The organism is Amycolatopsis sp. NPDC104863 (assembly GCF_055582965.1).
This window is the reverse complement of the sequence record NZ_JBVJOW010000011.1, coordinates 278,434-299,317: the sequence shown is the minus strand read 5'-3', so window position 1 is coordinate 299,317 and position 20,884 is coordinate 278,434. Positions and strand designations below refer to the sequence as shown.

The following is a 20,884-nucleotide window of genomic DNA, read 5'->3' as shown; positions in this document are numbered from 1 at the left end:
CGCCGGAATGGCCGCACCCGGAAAACGCAGAGTCACCAGTGAAAGCCGCGCGAAAGCCGGGCGAGCGCCATCGCCGCACGCGAGAGGTGTTTCTCACCACGTCCGATCTTGAGACCGCCCGAACCGCCCGCCGCGGCGGAATCCGGGAAGATCCGGAAACCCTGGTACGCGACGGCGTCGGTGAGGCCCGGCGTGAGCGTGTACGCCAGCCCGATCGCCTGCCCCGCCGGGGTGCCGATGTGCTTCGGCCGCTCGACGAGCGCCTTGAGCACCATGTCCGCGGCCTGCTCCGGCGACTTCGTCGGGAACGCGTCGTAGATCTTCGTCGGCCGGATCATCGGCGTCCGCACGAGCGGCATGTGGATGGTGGTGAACGTGATCCCGTCACCGTGCGTCTCGGTCGCGGCGATCCGCGAGAAGTAGTCCAGCGCCGCCTTCGACGCCGCGTACGCCGAGAAGCGCGGCGCGATGCCCTGCACGCCGATCGACGAGACGTTCACGATGTGCCCGAACTTCCGCTCGGACATGTGCGGCAGCACGGCGAGGATCAGCCGGACCGCGCCGAAGTAGTTGATCGCCATCGCGCGCTCGTAGTCGTGCATCCGGTCGTACGACAGCTTGATCGACCGGCGGATCGACCGGCCGGCGTTGTTGACCAGCATGTCGATCCGGCCGTGCTCGGCGAGCATCGCGTCGACGGCCTTGCGCACCGAGTCCTCGTCGGTGAGGTCGGCGGGGTAGACCGACGCGGTGCCGCCGGCGGCGACGATCTCGTCGCGGACCTCTTCCAGCTCGTGCTGGCGCCGCGCGACGAGCAGCGGGACACCACCCGCGGCCGCCACCTTCAACGCCGTCGCCCGGCCGATGCCCGACGACGCGCCGGTGATGATCACGCGCCGGCCGTCCAGCTCACCGCGCGGGCCGTGCTTGCGGGCGCGGAACGGGTCGAGGTGCTCGCGCCAGTAGCGCCAGAGCGTCGGCGCGTAGTCCTCCAGCCGCGGCACCTCGAGCGACCCGGCGAGGGCCTTGCGCGTCTCGGCCGAGGAGAACACCGACGGGAACGCCATGGTCTCCAGCAGCACCGGCGGGATGCCGAAGCGCTCCATGACGGCGTCGCGCGCGATGGTGACGCCGGGGATGTGCTCGGTCAGCTTCACCAGCCCGACGATCCGCTTGGAAAGGCCTTCGCCGAGCTGCACGCTGATCGTCGGCGCGCCCGCGGCCTTCGCGAAGGCGTTGTAGACGGAGACGACCGGCTGCGGCTCGGGGTTGACCAGGTGGAAGGCCTGGCCGTCGAGACCGGGCTTGACCACCAGCTCGAGCAGCGCCTTCGCGACGTAGTCGACCGGCACGATGTTGGTGTCGCCGAGGTCCGGGCCGACGATCGGCAGCACGTCCGGCAGCCCGGCGAGCCGGTTGATCGCGGGGAAGAGGTAGTACGGGCCGTCGACCTTGTCCATCTCGCCGGTCTCGGAGTGCCCGACGACCACCGCGGGCCGGTAGACCCGCCACGGCACCTCGTCCTGCTCGCGGACGATCTTCTCGGCCTCGAACTTCGTCCGGTGGTACGGCGTGACGAGCCGCTGCCCGGCGTCGAACATCTCCTCGGTGAAGACGCCTTCGTGGTCACCCGCGACGGCCACCGAAGAAACGTGGTGCAGGCAGCCGGCGCGCAGGTCGGCGGCGAGGTCGACGACGGCGCGCGTACCGTCCACATTGGCCTTGATGCTGGCTTCGTCGTCGGCGGTGAGGTCGTAGAGGGCGGCGAGGTGCACCACGTGGTCGACGTGCCCGCGCAGCTCCTCGCGGTCCGCTTCGGACACCCCGAGCAGCGGCTCGCCGAGGTCGCCGGTGACCAGCGTGACGCGGTCGGAGTGCGGCCACTGGTCGACCAGCGCGGCCAGCTTCGCCTTGCTCGACGCGCGGACCAGCAGCGCGACGCGGTCGTCGTCGGGGCGGGAGAGCAGCAGCCGGGTGAACTGGCGCCCGATCAGTCCGGTCGCCCCGGTCACCAAGAACGTCGCCATCGTCTTCACACCTCTCACCGCTTGCCCTGACCCTGGGCATTCTGCTGCATCCGGGCGGCGGTGACCACCTCGCGAGGACGTGAAGTTACTCACGGGTAACTTATTGGGGGTCCGCGATGACGACGCGGTTCTCCTCGTAGCCGTCCGAACCGCCGACCCAGCGGCCCCCGCACGTCACCAGCACGAGCCGGTGCGGCCCGGACTGGCCGAAGAGGTCGTCGGCCCGGGCCGGGAGGTCGTTCTTGTGCACCGTGACGAGCTGGGAGACCTTGAAGCGCCGGAGTTTCCCGTCGTTGTCCACAATGGACACGATGGAGCCGGTCTCGATGGACCAGAGCTCGGCGAACGGCCCGGTCGCGCCCCGCCAGTTCACGTGCCCGGCGAGCACACTCGCCCCACCGGCGGCATCGAGGGCGGCGCCCCACCAGGTCGCCTGCCCGAGATCGGCGGGGATCGGAAGCTCCCCACCGGGGCCGAGGTCCTTCCGCACGAGGACGGCTTGACCACCACCGGGCAGCCGCACGGTGCCGGGCGGCTGCGGCTTGGGAGAAGGAGGTGGTGGGGTCGACTGGGTCTGCGCGGCCGGGGCGGCGGGCGCGGTGCTGGTCGGGGTGGGGGTGGTGGTCGGGCCCGGACTCGCGGCGGGGGCGGCGGCGCCCGCTGCGGGCAGAGCGGTCCCGGCTACGACGGCTACGGGCGGCGAGCCGGCCACGGAGGAGCCGAGCTGTACCGCGAGCACGGTCGCGGCGCCGAGCGCAAAGCCGACGAGCAGCCGACCCCGCCGCGGCTTCGGCGGGGTGTGGGTGCGCCACGGATCGGCGCTCGGCTGGTCGGCGCCGGTTTGCCACCGACTGTCCGCTTGCCGGCCCGCGCCGGAGTGCTGCTCGGTGCCGGTCTGCCCGGCGCCGCGGCCGCGCTGGTCGCCGACGGCCTGCCACGGGTCGGCGGTCGGCTGGTCGGCGCCGGTTTGCCACTGACCGTCCGCTTGCCAGCCCGCGCCGGGGTGCTGGTCGGCGCCGGTCTGCCACCGACCGTCCGCACGCCGCTCATCCGGCGGCCAAGCCCCACCGAGCTGCTCATCCTCCTCAGGACGCCACCCGGTCCCGCGCCGCCACTCCTCGACGAACCAGCTCTCGCCCTGCCAGTTGTCGCCTGCCAACGCCGTTACCTCCGGGATGCCCGCCGCGCCGCGAAGGCGACCAGACCGGCGCCCAGCAGCGCCAGCAGGCCGAGCCCGGCCAGGCCCGCCGTCGAATAGCTCGTCTCCACGACGCCCCGCGCCTGCGCCAGCGGCTGGTCGCCGGCCGGGATCGCGCGCGGGACCTCGTTCGGCTTGTTCGTCACCGTCAACGCCAGCGTCTCGCCCGGCTTCACCGTTCCGCACGCCGACGGCGGGTTCTGCGGGTCGTACGCGTTCGTGTACCCCGGTGGCGGGCTCGCCTCCACCACGCAGATCTCCTGTGGCGTCCGGAGGTTCTCCACCGTCACCCCGCCGGTCGCGCCGTCGGTCGTGACGACCGCGGGCTTGCCGTCGGCGCCGGTGAGGGGCTTGCCGTCCTGGCCGAGCGCGGCCGACGTCTTGTCCTTGCCGGTGATCCGCAGGACCGCGCCGCCGACACCCTTGCCCGTGTTCGCGTCCGTCTTCGTCACCTGCACCTTGCCGGGCTTCGCGACGTTCACGACCCCCTGCGCGGTCAGCTCCTTCTCACCGCCGGTGGAGACGACGCGCTGCTTCGACGTGTCGACCGGCAGCCGGACGTAGGGCCGGTCGGCCGGCGCGGACAGCGACGCCACCAGCTTCGGCCGGTCGCCGGTCGGGGTCAGCTTCACCGTCACCGTTCCGTCCGCGCCGGTCTTCAGCGTGACGTCCTTCGCCGCGGCCTGCGGGCTCGCGTTGCCCGCCGTGTCCCCGGCCGGTTCGCCGAGGGTGCCGGCCGTCGCCGTCAGCTTCACCGGGACGTCCGGGATGCCCTTGCCCCTGGCGTTCTTCACCGTCGCGGTCCACTCCGCCGGTTCGCCGAGGTGCTGGTCGCCCTTCGGCGCGGTCAGTGCTGCCGTCCACGGCCCGCGGTTGGTTTCGGCGTCCGTCCTCAGCCGCTCGACGGCGTCCGCCGAGTCCTTGCTCATGGCCTTCAGGTACCCGGGCGCGTCATAGGCGATCTTGTCCGCGGGCAGGCCCGGGTCGAGGTCGGCGGGGGTGCGTGGCGCCGCGGTCCACGAGTGCAGCAGGTGCGCGAGCGCGGTCGCCTCGTCGGGGTTCTTCGTGCCGCCGTAGCGCAGCAGCAGGTAGGAGATGTTCGCCGCCACGTCCGCGGGCAGCTTCGTGCCCCACTTCGTCAGCAGCTCGTCGCCGGGCTTGTACGGCTCGTCGGTGTCCGGCGCGCGGAGCCGGAAGCTCACGCAGAACACCTGCTCCCCGCCGACGACGTACGATCCCAGCCAGACCGGGCGCGGCGCCGGGTCGGCACCGACCCGGTGGCCGATGCCTTCCTGGCTCGCGGCCGACGCCGTGGTCGCGGACAGTGCGCCGAGCAGCGTCGCGGCGAACAAAGCGATGAGCACGCGGGCGCCCGCGCGCGGGCGTGTTGACCACCCCATGGTGTGTAGGCTCCTTCGTCGGACGTGCGGGCACGCAAACGCGTCGCCGCAGGTCACACGATTGATCAACTCCCCGACGCGCGTTCGGTGAACGTCCGAGCACGCCAGGTGAGCGTCGCGCCGACGGGGCTGGACTGTCTACCGCTCTTCGGGTGGCTGTCGCCGAACGGTCGTGATCCCGGTCGCATACGGTGTCCACCGTGGCCAGTGGCCCGCCGTCGAGTAAAGTTGTCTTTACTCGGCGGGAACCGCGCGTGCCCGGCGGTCGTTGAACCCGATGCAGCGTCGATCCACAAAGCAGCAGATCCAGGAGGATCAGGTGCGTTCCAGTAGCAACCCGGCGTTCCGCAACCTGCCCCGCGGCGGAACCCAGACCCAGTACGGCCCCCCGGTGGGCTTCAACCAACCCCAGGGCGGCGTGCCCGGGTACGGCCCGGGGCAGGTCACCTCCGGCGAGGGCGACCGGCCGATGACCGTCGACGACGTCGTCGTCAAGACCGGCATGAGCCTCGGTGTCGCGCTGCTCGTCGGGATCGTCACGGCGATCTGGGCCCAGAACACGCTGGCCGAGACCGGCAAGCTCTCCGGCGCCCTCATCGGCGCGATGATCGGCGGCCTGATCGTCGGGCTCGTCGTCTCGCTTGTGATCATCTTCAAGCAGAAGCCGAGCGGCCCGCTGACGCTGGTCTACTCCGCTGCCGAAGGCCTCTTCCTGGGCGCGCTGAGCGGCGTTTTCGAAACGGTCTACCACGGCATCGCGCTGCAGGCGATCATCGGCACCGTAGGTGTCTTCATCGGCATGCTGGTCGTCTACAAGACCGGCGCGGTCAAGGTGACGCCGAAGCTGACGAAGTGGATCGTCGGGGCGGTCGTCGGCGTCGCGGTCCTGATGCTGTTCAACCTGATCAGCTCGTTCGCCTTCGGGTTCAACCCGCTGCGCGACGGCAGCCCGCTCGCCATCGCCTTCAGCATCCTCTGCATCGGCATCGCCGCCTTCAGCTTCCTGCTGGACTTCGACCAGGCCGACCGGATGATCCGCGAGGGCATGCCGGCGAAGTGGGCCTGGTACACCGCGTTCGGCCTGATGACCACGCTGGTCTGGCTGTACCTGGAGATCCTGCGGCTGCTGTCCTACCTCCGCGAGTAACCTGGCTCACAGTTCCTCAGTGAAGGCGCTCCGTAACCAACGGGGCGCCTTTTCTGTGGGTAATTCGTGCATACGGGGACCCCGCTGCGGACCGCGATCACCCTGCGTGTTTGATGACCCGGTCGATTTCCTTTCACATGTGTGAGGTTCACAGTGAGCGTTCCCCCTCCGGCCCCCGGGGGCCAGCAGCCGGTGGGTCAGCCCGATCCCTACGGACCGCCCTCCGGCGGTCAGCCGCAGCCGCAGTACGGGCAGCCCGGCGCCTACGGCCAGGCGCCGCAGGGCCAGCCCGGTCAGCCGGGCCAGTTCGGCCCGCCGCCGCAGGGCCAGCCGGGCCAGTACGGCCCGCCGCCCGGCCAGTTCCCGCCCGGCCAGCCCGGCTTCCCGCCGGCGCCGCCCGCCGTCCCGAAGAAGTCGAAGACCGGCGCGATCATCAAGTTCGGCGTGATCGGCGTGATCCTGGTCGTCGCCGTCGTCGTGGGGATCGTCTCGTTCTCGAACTCGCCGGCCAGCTCCAACGTCGGCGACTGCCTCACGATCACCGAGTTCACCCGGGGCGGCGACGACCCGGCGAAGGCCGACTGCAACGACCCGAAGGCGAACGTCAAGATCGCGGCGAAGCTCGACAGCTCGTCCGACAACTGCCCGGGCGGCTCCGACGCCGGCTACGACACCTACTCGGTGAGCGGCCGCAGCTCCTACAAGCTGTGCCTGATGATCAACGCGAAGCAGGGCGACTGCCTGGCGAACTTCACGTCGCAGACCAAGGGGTACCAGAAGGTCTCGTGCTCCGACCCGACCAAGGACGGCGAGCTCGTCAAGGTCGTCTCGGGCCAGGCCGACAAGAACGTCTGCGAGGGCACGGACGCCACGCGCGTGGCCGTCTACCCGGAGCCGGCGACGACGATGTGCGTCAAGACGAACGAATAGCTCCACCGCCCTGAAGGCCTCCTCGCCGCGCCGGCGAGGGGGCCTTCTCGGCGTTCAGCGGCGTCCGGACTACTCCGTTCATCCCACACTGTGCGACGGGCTGCGACGAACCGGTCACGGGACCTAACTTTGATCGTCCTGCCCCACCCACCCGAGCCTGGAGTACTGGTGGCGACGACCGAATCCCCTGCCGGGGACAAGAAGTTCCTCGACTTCCCCACCTCCTGCGCCGCGCCCGTCCCGCAGCCGGAGGACCCCGTCCGCGTGGTCCCGCTGGCCGTCGCCGGGGTGCTCGCGGCCGGCCTGACCTGGTACGTCTGGGCGTCCTACGGCGCCAAGTTCGGCGTCCTGCTGCTGCTCGGGCTCGGACTCGGGCTCGCGCTGTTCCACTCGCGGTTCGGCTTCACCTCGGCGTGGCGGCAGCTGATCGCCGTCGGCAACGGCCAGGGCCTGCGCGCGCACACCGTCCTGCTCGGCACGGCCGCGACGCTGATCGCGCTGATCGCGGGCACCGGCAGCGGCCTGTTCGGCAGCAAGCCGGCGCCGACGGCCAGCCCGCTCGGCCTCGCCCTGTTCGTCGGCGCGACGCTCTTCGCGATCGGCATGCAGCTCGGCGGCGCGTGCGCGTCCGGGACGCTGTTCGCGGTCGGGTCCGGGCAGTCGACGATCGTGCTGACGCTCGGCGGGTTCATCACCGGGTCGGTGCTCTACACCTGGGCGTACCCGGTGCTGAGCGGCTGGCCGGAGCTCAAGGGCGTGCTGCTGGCCGACCACGTCGGCTGGTTCGGCTCGTGGGCGATCACCATCGCCGTGCTCGCCGGGATCGTGCTGGTCACCCGCGCGGTGCAGCGCCGCCGCACCCCGCCGCCGGTGGACGCCGTGCCGACCGCGCACGGCTTCGCGCGGATCTTCCGCGGCTCGTGGCCGATGCTGGTCGGCGCGGTCGTGCTGGGCGTGCTGGCCGGCGCGGTGTTCCTGGTGTCGGGCGGGATCTGGGGCGTCACGAGCGCGTTCTCCCTGTGGGGCGCCAAGATCCTGCAGGTGTTCGGGCTGCACCCCGAGTCGTGGGAGTTCTGGCAGCAGAAGCCCAACGCGACGTCGCTGGCCAACCCGATCTGGAAGGACAAGAACAGCCTCACCGACATCGGGATCATGATCGGCGCGGCGGTGGCTGCCGCGGCCGCGGGCGCGTGGAAGATCCACAGCTCGATCCCGTGGCGCACGGCGCTGGCCGCGGTCCTCGGCGGGATCATGATGGGCGTCGGCGCGCGGATGGCGGGCGGCTGCAACATCGGCGCGTACCTCGGCGGCATCTCCACCGGCAGCCTGCACGGCTGGCTGTGGGGCGTGTTCGCGCTCGGCGGCACGTGGATCGGGCTGAAGCTGCGGCCGCTGTTCGGGCTGGAGAACCCGGTCCCGACCGACAGCATCTGCTGAATCCCTTCGTTTTTTGTCGGTGCCCCCCAGTACCCTCGCGGACGAATCCACGAACCTGGGGGGCCTCTTCCTTATGACTACGCAAAGAACCGGCTCGGCGCCGAACGGTGACGCGCTCGATGCCGGGGTGCTGAAGGTGGCGTCCGTCGTCGTCCTGGGCGCCATCATGGCGATCCTGGACACCACGGTCGTCAACGTCGCGCTGCAGAAGCTGACGATCGAGTTCTCGACGTCGTTCGACGTCATCCAGTGGGTCGCCACCGGCTACCTGCTCGCGCTCGCCACGGTGATCCCGGTCACCGGCTGGGCGTCGGACCGGTTCGGCACCAAGCGGCTCTACATGGTCGCGATCGTGCTGTTCCTGGCCGGCTCGATGCTCGCCGGGCTGGCGTGGAACATCGAGACGCTGATCCTCTTCCGCGTCCTGCAGGGGTTCGGCGGCGGGATGCTGATGCCGTGCGGCATGACGATCCTGACCCGCGCGGCCGGCCCGCAGCGGATCGGGCGCGTGATGGCGGTGCTGGGCGTGCCGATGCTGCTCGGCCCGATCGGCGGCCCGATCCTCGGCGGCTGGCTGGTCGACGCGGTGAGCTGGCGCTGGATCTTCTTCATCAACGTGCCGATCGGCGTCGTCACGCTGCTGCTGTCGTGGCGGCTGCTGCCGAAGGACGCGCCGGAGCCGTCCGGCCGCTTCGACTTCGTCGGCATGCTGATGGTGTCGCCGGGGCTGGCGGCGCTGATCTTCGGCGTCTCGAAGATCCCGTCCGCGGGCGGGATCGGCGCCGTCGAGGTGTGGCTGCCGTCGCTGGGCGGGCTGGTGCTGCTGGTGGCGTTCGTGCTGCGCGCGCTGAAGGTGCCGAACCCGCTGGTGGACCTGCGGCTGTTCAAGAACCGCACGTTCACGGTCGCGATGGTCACGATGTCGCTGTTCTTCGTCGCGTTCCTCGGCGGGATGATGCTGCTGCCGACGTACTTCCTGCTGGTGCGCGGCGAATCCACGCTGCACGCCGGGCTGCTGCTGGCCCCGCAGGGCTTCGGCGCGATGATCATGATGCCGATCACCGGCCGGCTGGCCGACAAGGTCGGCGCGCGGAAGATCGTGCTGCCGGGTCTGGTGCTGATCGTCGGCGCGATGGCGATGCTGACCCAGGTCAGCGCGACCACGCCGTACTGGGTGCTGCTGTCGGCGCTGTTCGTGATGGGCCTCGGCATGGGCTGCACGATGATGCCGATCACGACGTCGGCGCTGCAGACGCTGCAGCCGAAGGACATGGCCCGAGCGTCCACGGCGACGAACATCGTCCAGCAGACGGCGGGCGCGATCGGCTCGGCGGTGATGGCGACGATCCTGGCGGCCCTGCTGGCGGGCAAGTTCGGCGTCCCGACGGCCCAGGGCCAACTGGCGGCCACGGCGGCGATCCTGAACCCGGAGACCCACCCGGCGGCAACGGGCCTGGCGGCGGACGCGTTCTCGACGACGTTCGTCTGGTCCCTGGTCCTGGTGGCACTGTGCGTGATCCCGGCGCTGTTCCTCCCGAAGACCCGCCCGGCAGCCCCGGCCGCCTCGGAGGACGGCGACGAGGTCGCACCCCCGGTGATGGTCCACTGACCGGTCTGCCGCGGCTGGTCGTGAGTGTTTAGGAGGGTTCTAACCCTCCTAAACATTCACGACCCCGGGGTCAGGAGAGGCGCTCCAGGATCATCGCCATGCCCTGGCCGCCGCCGACGCACATCGTCTCGAGGCCGAACTGCTTGTCGTGGTGCTGCAGGGAGTTGATCAGCGTCGACGTGATGCGCGCGCCCGTCATGCCGAACGGGTGACCCACCGCGATCGCGCCGCCGTTGACGTTCAGGCGGTCGAGCTCGATGCCCAGGTCGCGGTACGACGGGATGACCTGCGCCGCGAACGCCTCGTTGATCTCGACCAGGTCGATGTCGCCGATGGACAGCCCCGCGCGCGAAAGCGCCTGGTTGGACGCCTCCACCGGGCCGTAGCCCATGATCTCCGGCGAAAGGCCCGTCACACCCGTCGACACGATCCGCGCCAGCGGCGTCAGGCCCAGCTCGCGCGCCTTCGTGTCGGACATGACGACGACCGCCGCCGCGCCGTCGTTCAGCGGGCAGCAGTTGCCCGCCGTCACGCGGCCGTCCGGGCGGAACACCGGCTTGAGCCCCGAGACGCCTTCCAGCGTCACGCCCGCGCGCGGGCCGTCGTCCTTCGAGACGACCGTGCCGTCCGGCAGCGTCACCGGGGTGATGTCCTTGGCCCAGAAGCCGTCGGCGATGGCCTTCTCGGCGAGGTTCTGCGAGCGGACGCCGAACTCGTCCATGTCCTCGCGGGTGACGCCCTTCAGCCGCGCCAGGTTCTCCGCGGTCTGGCCCATCGCGATGTAGACGTCCGGGACGTCGCCCGACGTGCGCGGGTCGGTCCACGAGTCGGTGCCGGACTCGGCGGTCGCGGCGGTGCGCTTCTCGGCGTCGGCGAACAGCGGGTTGTGCGTGTCCGGCCAGGAGTCCGAGCTGCCCTTCGCGAACCGCGACACGGTCTCGACGCCGGCCGAGATGAAGACGTCACCCTCGCCGGCCTTGATCGCGTGGAACGCCATCCGGGTGGTCTGCAGGCTGGACGAGCAGTAGCGCGTGACGGTGCAGCCGGGCAGGTGGTCGTACCCGAGCTCGACGGCGACCGCGCGGCCCATGTTGAACCCGGACTCGCCGCCCGGCAGGCCGCAGCCCAGCATCAGGTCGTCGATGTCGGCGGGGTCCAGCTGCGGCACCTTGGCCAGGGCCGCCTGGATCATCTGCACGGTCAGGTCGTCGGGCCGCATGCTGACCAGCGAGCCCTTCCCGGCGCGGCCGATCGGCGAACGAGCGGTGGAGACGATGACGGCTTCAGGCATGACGTGACACATCCTCGTATCGCGAGCTAGCGTGCTAAGCGGTTGCTCACCATAGTGCCGCTTGTGGCCCCGGTCGCAAAGCCGAACGCGACCAAGGCAACACGACGCCTGGCAGGATGCCTCCGTGCCGACCGAGACGCGGGTGCTGGGGACGAGGACGATCCTGCTGTGGGGAGCCGGCCTGCTGGTGGTCGCCGCGGTCGCGGCCACCCTGCTGCTCAGCCTCCTGGGCGGCGGCCGCCCGGAGGACGCCGCCCGGCTGGACGCCCTGAAGACCGCCGCCACCATCGTCGTCGGAACCGGGGGCGCCGCCGCCCTGCTGCTCGCCGCCCGCCGGCAGCGCTCGGCCGAGCTGGACCTGGCGCAGAAGGACCACGACGCCACCGAGCGCCGGATCACCGAGATCTACGGCAAGGCCGCCGACCAGCTCGGCAGCGACAAGGCGCCGGTCCGGCTCGCCGGGCTGTACTCGCTGGAACGGCTCGCCGCCGGGTACGCGCCGCACCGGCAGACGATCGTCAACGTGCTCTGCGCGTACCTGCGGATGCCGTTCGAGCACAAGACGGAGAACGGCGAAGAGCTGCAAGTCCGCAAGACCGCGCAGCGCATCCTGATGCTGCACCTGCGGCGCGGTCCCGACGAGTGGCCGAACGAGGAGTTCTGGCCCGACGTCGACCTCGACTTCTCCGGGGCGAAGCTCGTCGGCCTGAACCTCACGCACTGTTCGATCCGGTCGATCACGTGCTACGGGACGGTGTTCCTCGAACTGGCGACCTTCCGTGGCACCGAATTCCGCACCAAGGCCGACTTCAACAAAGCGCGGTTCGACGAACGCGTCGATTTCCGGGGAACCGTTTTCGGCGGTGACCGCGACAGCTTCAACGGCGCCGTTTTCGCCGGTCCCGCCGATTTCGGGACGAAGTCCTCGGCCCGCCTCGCGGGCGCCGAAGCGCAGCGGGGGTTTCCCCGGACCTGGCCGCCCGGCTGGGAAGAACGGGCGGTCACCGACAAGCCGGGCTGGGCGGAATTGACACGAAAGGACGATCCGGGGCAACCGGCTGCCCGATAGGATCGTGTCATCAACGAGAGTTCGCCATTTTCCACGACGGGAGGTGAACCGGCGATGATTATCGGTCGGGCCGCACGGCGGCTGTCCCCGAACCTGCTGCGGACGGGTTGCCGCGCGCTGATCGGCGCCGGACGGCACCTCCGGGACGGGATGACGGCTCAGCGCACTGCGGCCCTCGGGCCGGAACCGGTTCGGACGGGCGGCTTGGTGGCCGCCTGAGGTCCGCGCCGGCGGTCCGACCTCGCGTTCGCTGCCCGGCGTCACCGACGCGCACCCGGAGGCCGCCCGGCCACGAGTGGACAACGCCACCGGTCGGCCGTTTAGGCTGGCCCCGTGGAGTACGCAGAGCACATCGCAGACCTCGTGGGCAACACCCCGCTGGTCAAGCTGAACTCGTTGACCAAGGGGCTCAAGCCGCTCGTGCTGGCCAAGGTCGAGTACCTGAACCCGGGTGGCTCGGTCAAGGACCGCATCGCGCTGCGCATGATCGAGGCGGCCGAGCGCTCCGGCGCGCTGCGCCCCGGCGGCACGATCGTGGAGCCGACGTCCGGCAACACCGGTGTCGGGCTGGCCATGGTCGCGCAGCGCAAGGGCTACCAGTGCGTCTTCGTCTGCCCGGACAAGGTCAGCGAAGACAAGCGCAACGTGCTCAAGGCGTACGGCGCCCGCGTCGTGGTGTGCCCGACGGCGGTCGCGCCCGAGCACCCGGACTCCTACTACAACGTCTCCGACCGCCTGGTCCGCGAGATCGACGGCGCCTGGAAGCCCAACCAGTACGCCAACCCGCAGAACCCGGAGAGCCACTACCTCTCGACCGGCCCCGAGCTGTGGAAGCAGACCGACGGCAAGATCACGCACTTCGTCGCGGGCGTCGGCACCGGCGGCACGATCTCCGGCACCGGCAAGTACCTGAAGGAGGTCAGCGACGGCGCCGTGCAGGTGGTCGGCGCGGACCCGGAGGGCTCGGTCTACTCCGGCGGCAGCGGCCGCCCGTACCTGGTCGAAGGCGTCGGCGAGGACTTCTGGCCGGACACCTACGACCGGAACATCGCCGACGAGATCATCCCGGTCTCCGACGCCGACTCGTTCCAGGTCACCCGGCGGCTCGCGCTCGAGGAGGGCCTGCTGGTCGGCGGCTCCTGCGGGATGGCCGTCGCGGCCGCGCTGAAGCTCGCCGAGCGGCTCACCGAGGACGACGTCGTGGTCGTGCTGCTGCCCGACGGCGGCCGTGGCTACCTGACGAAGGTGTTCAACGACACCTGGATGTCCTCCTACGGCTTCCTGCCGCCCGACTCCTCCGGCGCGACGGTGGCCGACGTGCTCACCAAGAAGAGCGGCACGCTGCCGGCGCTGGTGCACTCGCATCCGAACGAGACGGTCGCCGAGGCCATCGCGATCCTCGCGGAGTTCGGCGTCAGCCAGATGCCCGTGGTCAGCGCGGAGCCGCCGGTGATGGCGGCCGAGGTCGTCGGCGCGGTCAACGAGCGTGACCTGCTCGAGGCGCTGTTCACCGGCAAGGCCCAGCTCGCCGACCGGCTCGACCGGCACATGTCGCCGCCGCTGCCGACCATCGGCGGCGGTGAGCAGGTGAGCTCCGCGATGACGGCGCTCGAGGGCGCCGACGGCGCGCTCGTGCTGGTCGACGGCAAGCCGGCCGGGGTCGTCACCCGGCATGATCTCCTGGGGTTCCTGGCCGGGCGCTGAACAGCAGGCGAGAAGGGTCTTAATCGGTGAACCCGGCAGGGGCGTTACGAGCGCCCTGCCGGGTGATCCGATAGCGTGGGCGCAAATAGAACACTTTCGCGTCCTCGTCAAGGGGGTTCAAGACCCACATGAGTGCACCGCAGCCACCGAACCAGCCGTGGGGTGGCGGCCAGCCACCTCAGGGCCCACCGAGTGGCCCCCAGCCGCAGCAGGACCCGTTCGGCAGCCCCGAACCGACTCAGGTCGTGCAACCACAAGCCCCCGGTTCCCCGTTCGGGGACACTCCGGAGCCGACCCAGGTCGTGCAGCCGGTCCAGCCGGGTGACGGCGGGGCGGGCGCGACCCAGGCGATGCCGCCGGTCGACGCGAACGCGACGCAGATGGTGAACCCGGCCGGCGGCGGCGACGCCCCGGTCGCGGACTCCACGCAGCTGGTGCCCCCGGGCTCTCAGCCGCCGGCGATCCCGTACACCCCGCCGCCGAGCGCGGCGGACAACCCGGCCGCGGCCTTCGGCCAGCAGCCGGGCGGCTTCGGGCAGCCGGGCCAGCCCGGTCAGCCGGGCGGGTTCGGGCAGCAGCCGGGTGGTTACGGCCAGCCGCCGCAGGGCTTCGGCGGTCCCGGCTTCGGTGGCCCGCAGCAGCCCGGCTTCGGCGCTCCGCCGCCGCAGTTCGGCGCGCCGTCGGGTGGCAACGGCATGTACGGCTACATCGCCGGCGGTGTCGTCGCGGTTCTCGGGCTGATCGCGCTGATCATCTCGTTCGGGTACATGGGCGACGCGAGCGACTACTCGAAGATCTTCGACCTGGCCCCGAGCCAGGAGGCGATCGACAAGGCGCTCAACGACGCCGGGATCATCGGCCCGGGCACGGTCTGGTTCTACGTGGTCATGATCCTGGTGGCCTCGCTGATCTCCCTCGCCGGCGGTGTCGGCCTGGCGTTCGCGGGCAAGCTGGGCGGGATCAAGAAGTTCGTCCCGATCGTGGTCGTCGTGGGTGGTGCGCTGCTCACGCTCTTCGCGCTGCTGCTCAAGATCGGGATGACCCCGAACGCCGACACGCTCGCCCAGGCGTCCGCGTCGCAGAAGGACACGTTCGGTCTCGGGCTGCCGCCGCTGATCCTGGGTGTGCTCATCCTCATCGTGGGTGTCCTCGGGTTCGTCCCGGCGACGCAGCAGTTCGTCGGCCTCGGTGGCGGCGGTGCCGCGCCGGCTGGGCCGCAGGGCTTCGGCGGGCCGCCCAGCGGCGGCTTCGGCGCCCCGCAGCAGCCGGGCTTCGGCCAGCCGGGCCAGCCCGGTGGGTTCGGGCAGCCGGGTCAGCCGGGCGGATACGGCGACCCGGGTCAGCAGGGCGGGTTCGGGCAGCAGCCGGGCGGCTACGGCCAGCCCGGCCAGCCGGGTCAGCCGGGCGGCTACGGCCAGCCGGGTCAGCCCCAGCCGGGCCAGCCGGGCCAGGGTTACGGCCCGCCCCCGGGGTACGGCCAGCCGGGCGGGCCCAACCCGTCGAGCGGCGGGTTCCCGCAGCCCTCGGGTGGCGGGTTCGGCCAGCCGCCGCAGCAGCCGGGTGGGTACGGCCAGCCGGGGCAGCCGCCGCAGGGTTATCCGCAGCAGCCGGGTCAGCCGCAGCAGGGCTGGGGCCAGCAGCCGGGCCAGCAGGGCCCGCCGAGCGGCGGGTTCGGCCAGCCGGGCCAGCCGCCGCAGCAGCCGTGGTGAACTAGTACACCTTTTTCGTGCCCCGGAGCCATTCGGCTCCGGGGCACGCTGCATTTATCGGCGATTGCGCAATTGTCCTTTTCGGACAATTAACGAGTTGCGGGTCCGCCGGGAACTGTGACGGGATTTCTGCCGCTACCGCACAAAAATGATCTTGGGTTCCGCTGTTCGGCCGAACTCTCGTCTGTTTCCGGACTCCATCCCCCTTCCGACGCTAGGGTGAACGCCGTAGTCCCGCGTTCCTTGATGGGGGAGTTGTGACCGGCTCGCACGAATACCCGGTAACTTATTCGCATTCGTATTCACCGGTTCGGCCATCCGGAGTAACGGCGCTTCTCGCCGCCGTGCTCGGGCTTCCGGCCGCGGTCGCCGCGGGTTATGTGCCGGTCAAGATCTTCCTCGACATGCCCGCCGAATTCAGCCTCGGCGCGCTCCCGAACTGGGTGCTGGTGGACCTCGCCGGGTACCTGGTCGCCGGGCTCCTGCTCCTCCTCGGCTCGCTGGCGACGCTGTTCCGCGCGACGGCGGGCGCGGTCCTGCTCGGCCTCGGCGCGCTGCTGGCCATCGGCGCGCTGCTGACCGAGCCGCTCTCGGTCGGTGTCCCGCTGGCCCGCTTCGCCGACGCGATGTTCACCCACGGCGGCTTCGCGATGGTCGACCGCGTCGGGCTCGCCGGCCTCGCCGTGCTCGTCGTGGTGCTGGCGTTCGTGCCGCCGACGTTCCGGTACCTGCGCTACCGCGCTCCGCTGCTGCCGGCGCTCTCCGGCCAGGGCGCTTACCCGTCCAGGGGCTGGTGAGCGGCCCGCGGTGGCATCTTGCTGAGATCCATCCCACTTGACGGGAATTCGAGCGGCGGGCCGTACGCTTGACCAATGGTGGACGACTACTCAGCACTGGGCTTCGAAACTCGCGCGATCCACGTGGGTCAGAAGCCCGACCCCCGCACCGGCGCGGTGACCGTGCCGATCTACCAGACCTCCACCTACGCGCAGGACGGCGTGGGCGGCACCCGCGAGGGCGACTACGAGTACTCGCGCACCGCGAACCCGACCCGCACGGCGCTGGAGGAGGCGCTGGCCTCGCTGGAAGGCGGCCGGCACGCGCTCGCCTTCGCGTCCGGCATGGCGGCCTCCGACGTGGTGCTGCGCAGTACCCTGCGCCCCGGCGACCACCTCGTGCTCGGCAACGACGCGTACGGCGGCACCTTCCGCCTGATCGACAAGGTGCTCAGCCTGTGGGGCGTCGAGCACACCGTCGCCGACCTGGGCAACCTCGACGAGGTGCGCGCCGCCATCCGGCCGGAGACCAAGCTGATCTGGTGCGAGTCGCCGACCAACCCGATGCTCGGCATCGCCGACCTCGCGGCGCTGGCCGGCCTGGCGCACAACGCCGGCGCCCGCCTGGTGGTCGACAACACCTTCGCGACGCCGTACCTGCAGAACCCGCTCTCGCTGGGCGCGGACATCGTCCTGCACTCCACGAGCAAGTACCTCGGCGGCCACGCCGACGTTGTGGGCGGCGCGGTCGTCACCAACGAGGACGAGCTGCGTGAGCAGCTGTTCTACCTGCGCAACGCCGCGGGCGCGGTGCCCGGGCCGTTCGACGCCTGGCTGACGCTGCGCGGCCTCAAGACGCTCGCCCTGCGCATGGAGCGCCACAGCGACAACGCCGAGCTGATCGTGCAGGCGCTGGTCAAGCACCCCAAGGTGGCGAAGGTCTACTACCCGGGCCTGCCGGAGCACCCCGGCCACGAGATCGCGGCGAAGCAGATGCGCCGCTTCGGCGGGATGGTCTCGTTCAGCCACGCGGACGGCGAAGAGGCGGCGCTCGAGGTCGTCTCCCGCACGAAGCTGTTCATCCTCGCGGAGTCCCTCGGCGGCGTCGAGTCGCTGCTGGAGCACCCGGGCCGGATGACCCACCTGAGCACGGCGGGCTCGACCCTGCAGGTGCCGGCCGACCTGATCCGCCTCTCGGCGGGCATCGAAGACGGCCGTGACCTGGTCGAGGACCTGCTGCAGGCCCTGGGCTGACCCCCCCCGGAACGACAGAAACGGCGCCGGAACTGCTCCGGCGCCGTTTTTCGTGCTCGGGATCAGGGGTTGTAGTCGCCGTGGACGACGCCGCCAGCCTTCGGGGTGCCCGTGGCCGGCAGGTTCGCGCCGTCGACGCAGCCGCCGACCAGCTCGACGTGGCTGTCGTGGCGGATGTACTGGGCCGGGGAGCCACAGCTCGCGCTGTCCACGGTGAGGTAAGCCGCTCCGGTGAGCGCGGCGGCCGAGGCCAGGCCGATCACCAGGGGGAGCAGACCGGCCGAACGGGTGGCGCGAGCCCGCCGGGCGGTGTTCGCGTTGTTCCCCCGTGCCATGGTTGCTCCCTGTTTACCGCGTGTTGACACGGCCCAGGGTACCCGGCTCCCCGCCCGGTCAACCTGTGGATCTCCTGAGTGGCATCATCCGGCTCATGGAACTCGTGACCATCGAGCGGATCCAGGCCGCCCGGGAACTCCTCAAAGGAGTGACCAGGGTGACGCCGATGGAGCACGCGCGCGACCTGCGCCGGCTCCACGGCGGTCCGGTGCACCTGAAGTGCGAAAACCTGCAGCGCACGGGCTCGTTCAAGATCCGCGGCGCCTACACCCGCATCCACGGCCTCACCCAGGCCGAACGCGACCGCGGGGTCGTCGCGGCCAGCGCCGGCAACCACGCGCAGGGCGTCGCGCTCGCGTCGTCGCTGCTCGGCGCCAAGTCCACCGTCTTCATGCCGCTGCGCGCGCCGCTGCCGAAGCTCGCGGCCACGCGCGGTTACGGCGCCGACGTCCACCTGCACGGCGCCCTGCTCGAGGAGACGCTCGCCGCGGCGGTCGAGTTCGGCGAGCGGACCGGGGCGGTGTTCATCCACCCCTTCGACCACTCCGACGTCATCGCCGGCCAGGGCACGGTCGGCCTCGAGATCCTGGAGCAGCTGCCCGGGGTGAAGACCATCCTGGTCGCCACCGGCGGCGGCGGGCTGGTCGGCGGGGTCGCGTCGGCGGTCAAGGCGTTGCGCCCGGACGTCCGCGTGGTCGGCGTCCAGGCCGAGGAGGCCGCGGCGTACCCGCCGTCGCTGGCCGCGGGCGCGCCGGTCCGGCTGGGGTCGACCGCGACGATGGCGGACGGGATCGCGGTCGGCCAGCCGGGGCCGGTCAGCTTCGCCCACGTCGAGGCGCTCGTGGACGACGTCGTGACGGTGTCCGAAAGGTTCCTCTCGCGCGCGGTGCTGCTGTGCCTGGAGCGCCGGAAGCTGGTGGTCGAGCCGGCCGGTGCGGCCACGGTCGCGGCGCTGCTGCAGCACCCCGGTCACTTCGAGGCGCCGGTGGTCGCCGTGCTGTCCGGCGGCAATGTCGACCCGGTGCTGCTCTCGCAGATCATCCAGCAGGGCATGACGGCGGCCGGCCGCTACCTGCGGCTCCGGCTGCGCGTCCCGGACCGCCCGGGCTCGCTCGTCGGGGTGCTTTCGTGCGTCAGCGGGCTGGGCGCGAACGTGCTCGACGTCGAGCACTCGCGGATCTCGGGCAGCCTCGACCTCGGTGAAGCCGACGTCGCGCTCGCGCTGGAGACCCGCGGTCCCGAGCACTGCAAGGAGATCGAAGCCGCCCTGACGGAGGCGGGTTACACGGTCGTCTGACCCGGCTCGCCGGTGATGGCGGCCAGCGCGAGGTCCTTGGTGGGCTCGGGGACGTCGGCCGGTGCGGTGAAGCGCCGCGACCGGATGTGAGCGAGCAGGTCCGGGTCCGGCGGGACGCCGTGTTCACGCAGGTAGTACGCGACCGCGCCGGGCCAGGCCCACGCGCCGTCGGTGCGGAAGTTCATCGGCACCGCGTCCGCGCGGTCGGGCGCGAACGCGTCCGGCCCGTAGCTGCGCGAGGCCAGGATCACCGGCGCCGCGTCCAGGTAGGCGAGCACCCGCTCGGCCTCGGCCGGGACGAGCGGCTGACGCCGGATGAGCGGCTTGCCGGCCGCGTCGAGGCCGTCGTAGATCCGCGGGGTGCGGACCTCGCCGTCCGCCGCGGGCGGCGTCAGCCCGGCCTTCTCCCGCAGCCAGGCTGGGATGTGCTCGTCGGCGCGCGGGAAGAACCGCAGCTCGTCCTGGAACCCGAGCGCCGGCGGCTGTTGCCGGAACGGCGGTTCGAGGTCCGGGCGCACGAAGTCGACGTCCGGCGCCGCGGCGGGCTCGAACACGCAGATCACACCCAGCCAGGTGCCCCGGCCGGGCTGGTACATGCCCGAGCGCAGCACGCCGAGCAGGCGCACCGCCTCCGGGTGCGGCTGCGTCGGCCGCGGCAGGCCGTCCGGCCCGGTGACCAGCAGGTCGGCCTCGACGTGCCGGCCGGCGGCGCGGTACTCGATCCGCAGCTGCCGCCAGCCCGGCGGCGCCTGCGAAGCGAGCGCGAGGCCGATCTGCCGGACGATCTCCTGCTGCTGGTCCGGGCGCGGCGGCCCCGGTGGCTGGCTCATGTCGCCCCCAGGTCAGATGGTGATCTCGCCGACGCGGGTGCCCGCGAGCAGGTGGTGGGGCAGGTAGTCGGACTCGACGTCGAACGCCATCCCGGCGTCCCGGGCGAGGCAGGCCATGGCGAGCGGGGCCAGCGCGACGATGCTCGTGCTGTTGCGCGGCCGCTCGGGATCCGCGGTCCAGTACTCCTTGTGCAGCTGCAGCGCGGTGACGAGCGCGTCGGCGAACTTGCCGTCCTCCCGCTGGGTGAAGTGGTAGAACAGCTCGATCGGCGGGAAGTGCAGCTGCAGTACGCTTTCCGGGCTGGCGCGCACCGTCGCCGGGTCGGTGGCGCGCATGGCCGCCAGCACGGCCTCGACCAGGTCGCCCTCGCCGCGGACGTGGATCTGCAGCGCCCGCACCCAGTCGAAGACGAAGTCGTCGTACTCGGGACGCGACTGCCGCAGCAGGTCGACCGGAACGGCGGCCAGCAGCTCGAGCCGCGCCTGGTCGCGCGCCACGATGGCCAGGTATGCCGCCTTCAGCCAGTTCATCGCGCCGCTGTCGGTCGTCGGGCCGGTCGCCGGGCGCCGGATCTCGTCCTCGCCGAACCGGAACTCGACTTCCTCGCCCTCGGGCCGGTTCGCGGCGAGGAACAACGCGCTGCCGGCCTGCACGGCGCGGGTGAACGCCAGCCACGTCTCGTTCTCCGCCGCCCGCGGGTCGGCGCCGCACCGGTCGGCGAACTCGTTGTACGAGCGGTCCAGGGCGAACCCGGGGCCGAGCGTTTCGGTTTCGATGTCTTCACGCGCTTCGTGCCGGCGCGTGAAGAGCCGTTTCACGCCGCGTTCGGCATTCGGCGCGTCGAAGTCGTGCCGGTCGACAGTGGGCAC

General features: G+C 71.4%; 17 protein-coding genes. 10 read left to right on the top strand and 7 right to left on the bottom strand.

What is annotated here, in order from left to right; genetic code table 11:
- Positions 1 to 32: 32 nt before the first annotated feature.
- The 3 genes from ACZ63J_RS45125 to ACZ63J_RS45115 all read right to left on the bottom strand — a co-directional run bounded on the left by ACZ63J_RS45125 (position 33) and on the right by ACZ63J_RS45115 (position 4,625).
- Positions 33 to 2,027, bottom strand: coding sequence for an SDR family oxidoreductase (locus tag ACZ63J_RS45125; RefSeq protein WP_465407052.1), 1,995 nt, complete (start codon positions 2,025 to 2,027; stop codon positions 33 to 35).
- A gap of 100 nt (positions 2,028 to 2,127) precedes the next feature.
- A complete protein-coding gene (locus ACZ63J_RS45120) occupies positions 2,128 to 3,186 on the bottom strand; it encodes a class F sortase (RefSeq protein ID WP_465407054.1) in 1,059 nt (352 codons plus the stop codon).
- Positions 3,187 to 3,191: 5 nt separating this feature from the next.
- Complete coding sequence (locus ACZ63J_RS45115; RefSeq protein WP_465407056.1) at positions 3,192 to 4,625, bottom strand: hypothetical protein; 1,434 nt, start codon at positions 4,623 to 4,625, stop codon at positions 3,192 to 3,194.
- A gap of 319 nt (positions 4,626 to 4,944) precedes the next feature.
- Between ACZ63J_RS45115 and ACZ63J_RS45110 the strand changes: the two genes are divergently transcribed.
- From ACZ63J_RS45110 to ACZ63J_RS45095, 4 genes are all read left to right on the top strand, one after another.
- On the top strand, positions 4,945 to 5,772 hold the full coding sequence (locus ACZ63J_RS45110; protein ID WP_465407058.1) for a Bax inhibitor-1/YccA family protein: 828 nt from the start codon (positions 4,945 to 4,947) through the stop codon (positions 5,770 to 5,772).
- Positions 5,773 to 5,964: 192 nt separating this feature from the next.
- Positions 5,965 to 6,702 carry an LppU/SCO3897 family protein gene (locus ACZ63J_RS45105; protein WP_465407075.1) on the top strand — a complete coding sequence of 246 codons (738 nt, stop codon included), beginning with the start codon at positions 5,965 to 5,967 and terminating at the stop codon, positions 6,700 to 6,702.
- A gap of 168 nt (positions 6,703 to 6,870) precedes the next feature.
- On the top strand, positions 6,871 to 8,139 hold the full coding sequence (locus ACZ63J_RS45100; protein WP_465407060.1) for a YeeE/YedE family protein: 1,269 nt from the start codon (positions 6,871 to 6,873) through the stop codon (positions 8,137 to 8,139).
- Positions 8,140 to 8,212: 73 nt separating this feature from the next.
- Positions 8,213 to 9,748 (top strand): DHA2 family efflux MFS transporter permease subunit, encoded by a 1,536-nt coding sequence (locus ACZ63J_RS45095; protein ID WP_465407062.1) that lies wholly within the window; start codon positions 8,213 to 8,215, stop codon positions 9,746 to 9,748.
- 70 nt (positions 9,749 to 9,818) lie between these two features.
- Here ACZ63J_RS45095 and ACZ63J_RS45090 read toward each other — a convergent pair whose 3' ends face one another.
- Positions 9,819 to 11,039, bottom strand: a complete 1,221-nt coding sequence (locus tag ACZ63J_RS45090) for an acetyl-CoA C-acetyltransferase (RefSeq protein WP_465342410.1) — start codon at positions 11,037 to 11,039, stop codon at positions 9,819 to 9,821.
- Positions 11,040 to 11,163: 124 nt separating this feature from the next.
- On the opposite strand from ACZ63J_RS45090, the gene ACZ63J_RS45085 reads away from it, so the two are divergent.
- The 5 genes from ACZ63J_RS45085 (at position 11,164) to ACZ63J_RS45065 (ending at position 17,551) form a co-directional block, all read left to right on the top strand.
- Complete coding sequence (locus tag ACZ63J_RS45085) at positions 11,164 to 12,108, top strand: pentapeptide repeat-containing protein (RefSeq protein WP_465407063.1); 945 nt, start codon at positions 11,164 to 11,166, stop codon at positions 12,106 to 12,108.
- A gap of 333 nt (positions 12,109 to 12,441) precedes the next feature.
- Entirely contained in the window at positions 12,442 to 13,812 is a 1,371-nt protein-coding gene (locus tag ACZ63J_RS45080) for a cystathionine beta-synthase (RefSeq protein WP_465302626.1), read from the top strand.
- 245 nt (positions 13,813 to 14,057) lie between these two features.
- Positions 14,058 to 15,521 carry a hypothetical protein gene (locus tag ACZ63J_RS45075; RefSeq protein WP_465407065.1) on the top strand — a complete coding sequence of 488 codons (1,464 nt, stop codon included), beginning with the start codon at positions 14,058 to 14,060 and terminating at the stop codon, positions 15,519 to 15,521.
- A gap of 344 nt (positions 15,522 to 15,865) precedes the next feature.
- Positions 15,866 to 16,318, top strand: a complete 453-nt coding sequence (locus tag ACZ63J_RS45070) for a hypothetical protein (RefSeq protein ID WP_465342414.1) — start codon at positions 15,866 to 15,868, stop codon at positions 16,316 to 16,318.
- Between the two features lie 75 nt (positions 16,319 to 16,393).
- Positions 16,394 to 17,551 (top strand): cystathionine gamma-synthase, encoded by a 1,158-nt coding sequence (locus tag ACZ63J_RS45065; RefSeq protein ID WP_465342415.1) that lies wholly within the window; start codon positions 16,394 to 16,396, stop codon positions 17,549 to 17,551.
- 62 nt (positions 17,552 to 17,613) lie between these two features.
- Here the strand turns inward: ACZ63J_RS45065 and ACZ63J_RS45060 are convergent, their stop codons facing one another.
- Positions 17,614 to 17,886 carry a hypothetical protein gene (locus ACZ63J_RS45060; RefSeq protein WP_465302634.1) on the bottom strand — a complete coding sequence of 91 codons (273 nt, stop codon included), beginning with the start codon at positions 17,884 to 17,886 and terminating at the stop codon, positions 17,614 to 17,616.
- Positions 17,887 to 17,981: 95 nt separating this feature from the next.
- Between ACZ63J_RS45060 and ilvA the strand changes: the two genes are divergently transcribed.
- The gene (gene ilvA, locus ACZ63J_RS45055; RefSeq protein ID WP_465407066.1) at positions 17,982 to 19,184 is read left to right on the top strand and encodes a threonine ammonia-lyase; all 1,203 of its coding nucleotides are present in this window, start codon (positions 17,982 to 17,984) and stop codon (positions 19,182 to 19,184) included.
- On the opposite strand, the gene ACZ63J_RS45050 is transcribed toward ilvA, so the two are convergent.
- Both ACZ63J_RS45050 and ACZ63J_RS45045 read right to left on the bottom strand, forming a co-directional pair.
- The gene (locus ACZ63J_RS45050) at positions 19,169 to 20,014 is read right to left on the bottom strand and encodes a ferredoxin (protein ID WP_465407067.1); all 846 of its coding nucleotides are present in this window, start codon (positions 20,012 to 20,014) and stop codon (positions 19,169 to 19,171) included. The genes ilvA and ACZ63J_RS45050 overlap by 16 nt on opposite strands.
- Before the next feature lie 12 nt (positions 20,015 to 20,026).
- Positions 20,027 to 20,884, bottom strand: a complete 858-nt coding sequence (locus ACZ63J_RS45045; RefSeq protein ID WP_465407068.1) for an immunity 49 family protein — start codon at positions 20,882 to 20,884, stop codon at positions 20,027 to 20,029.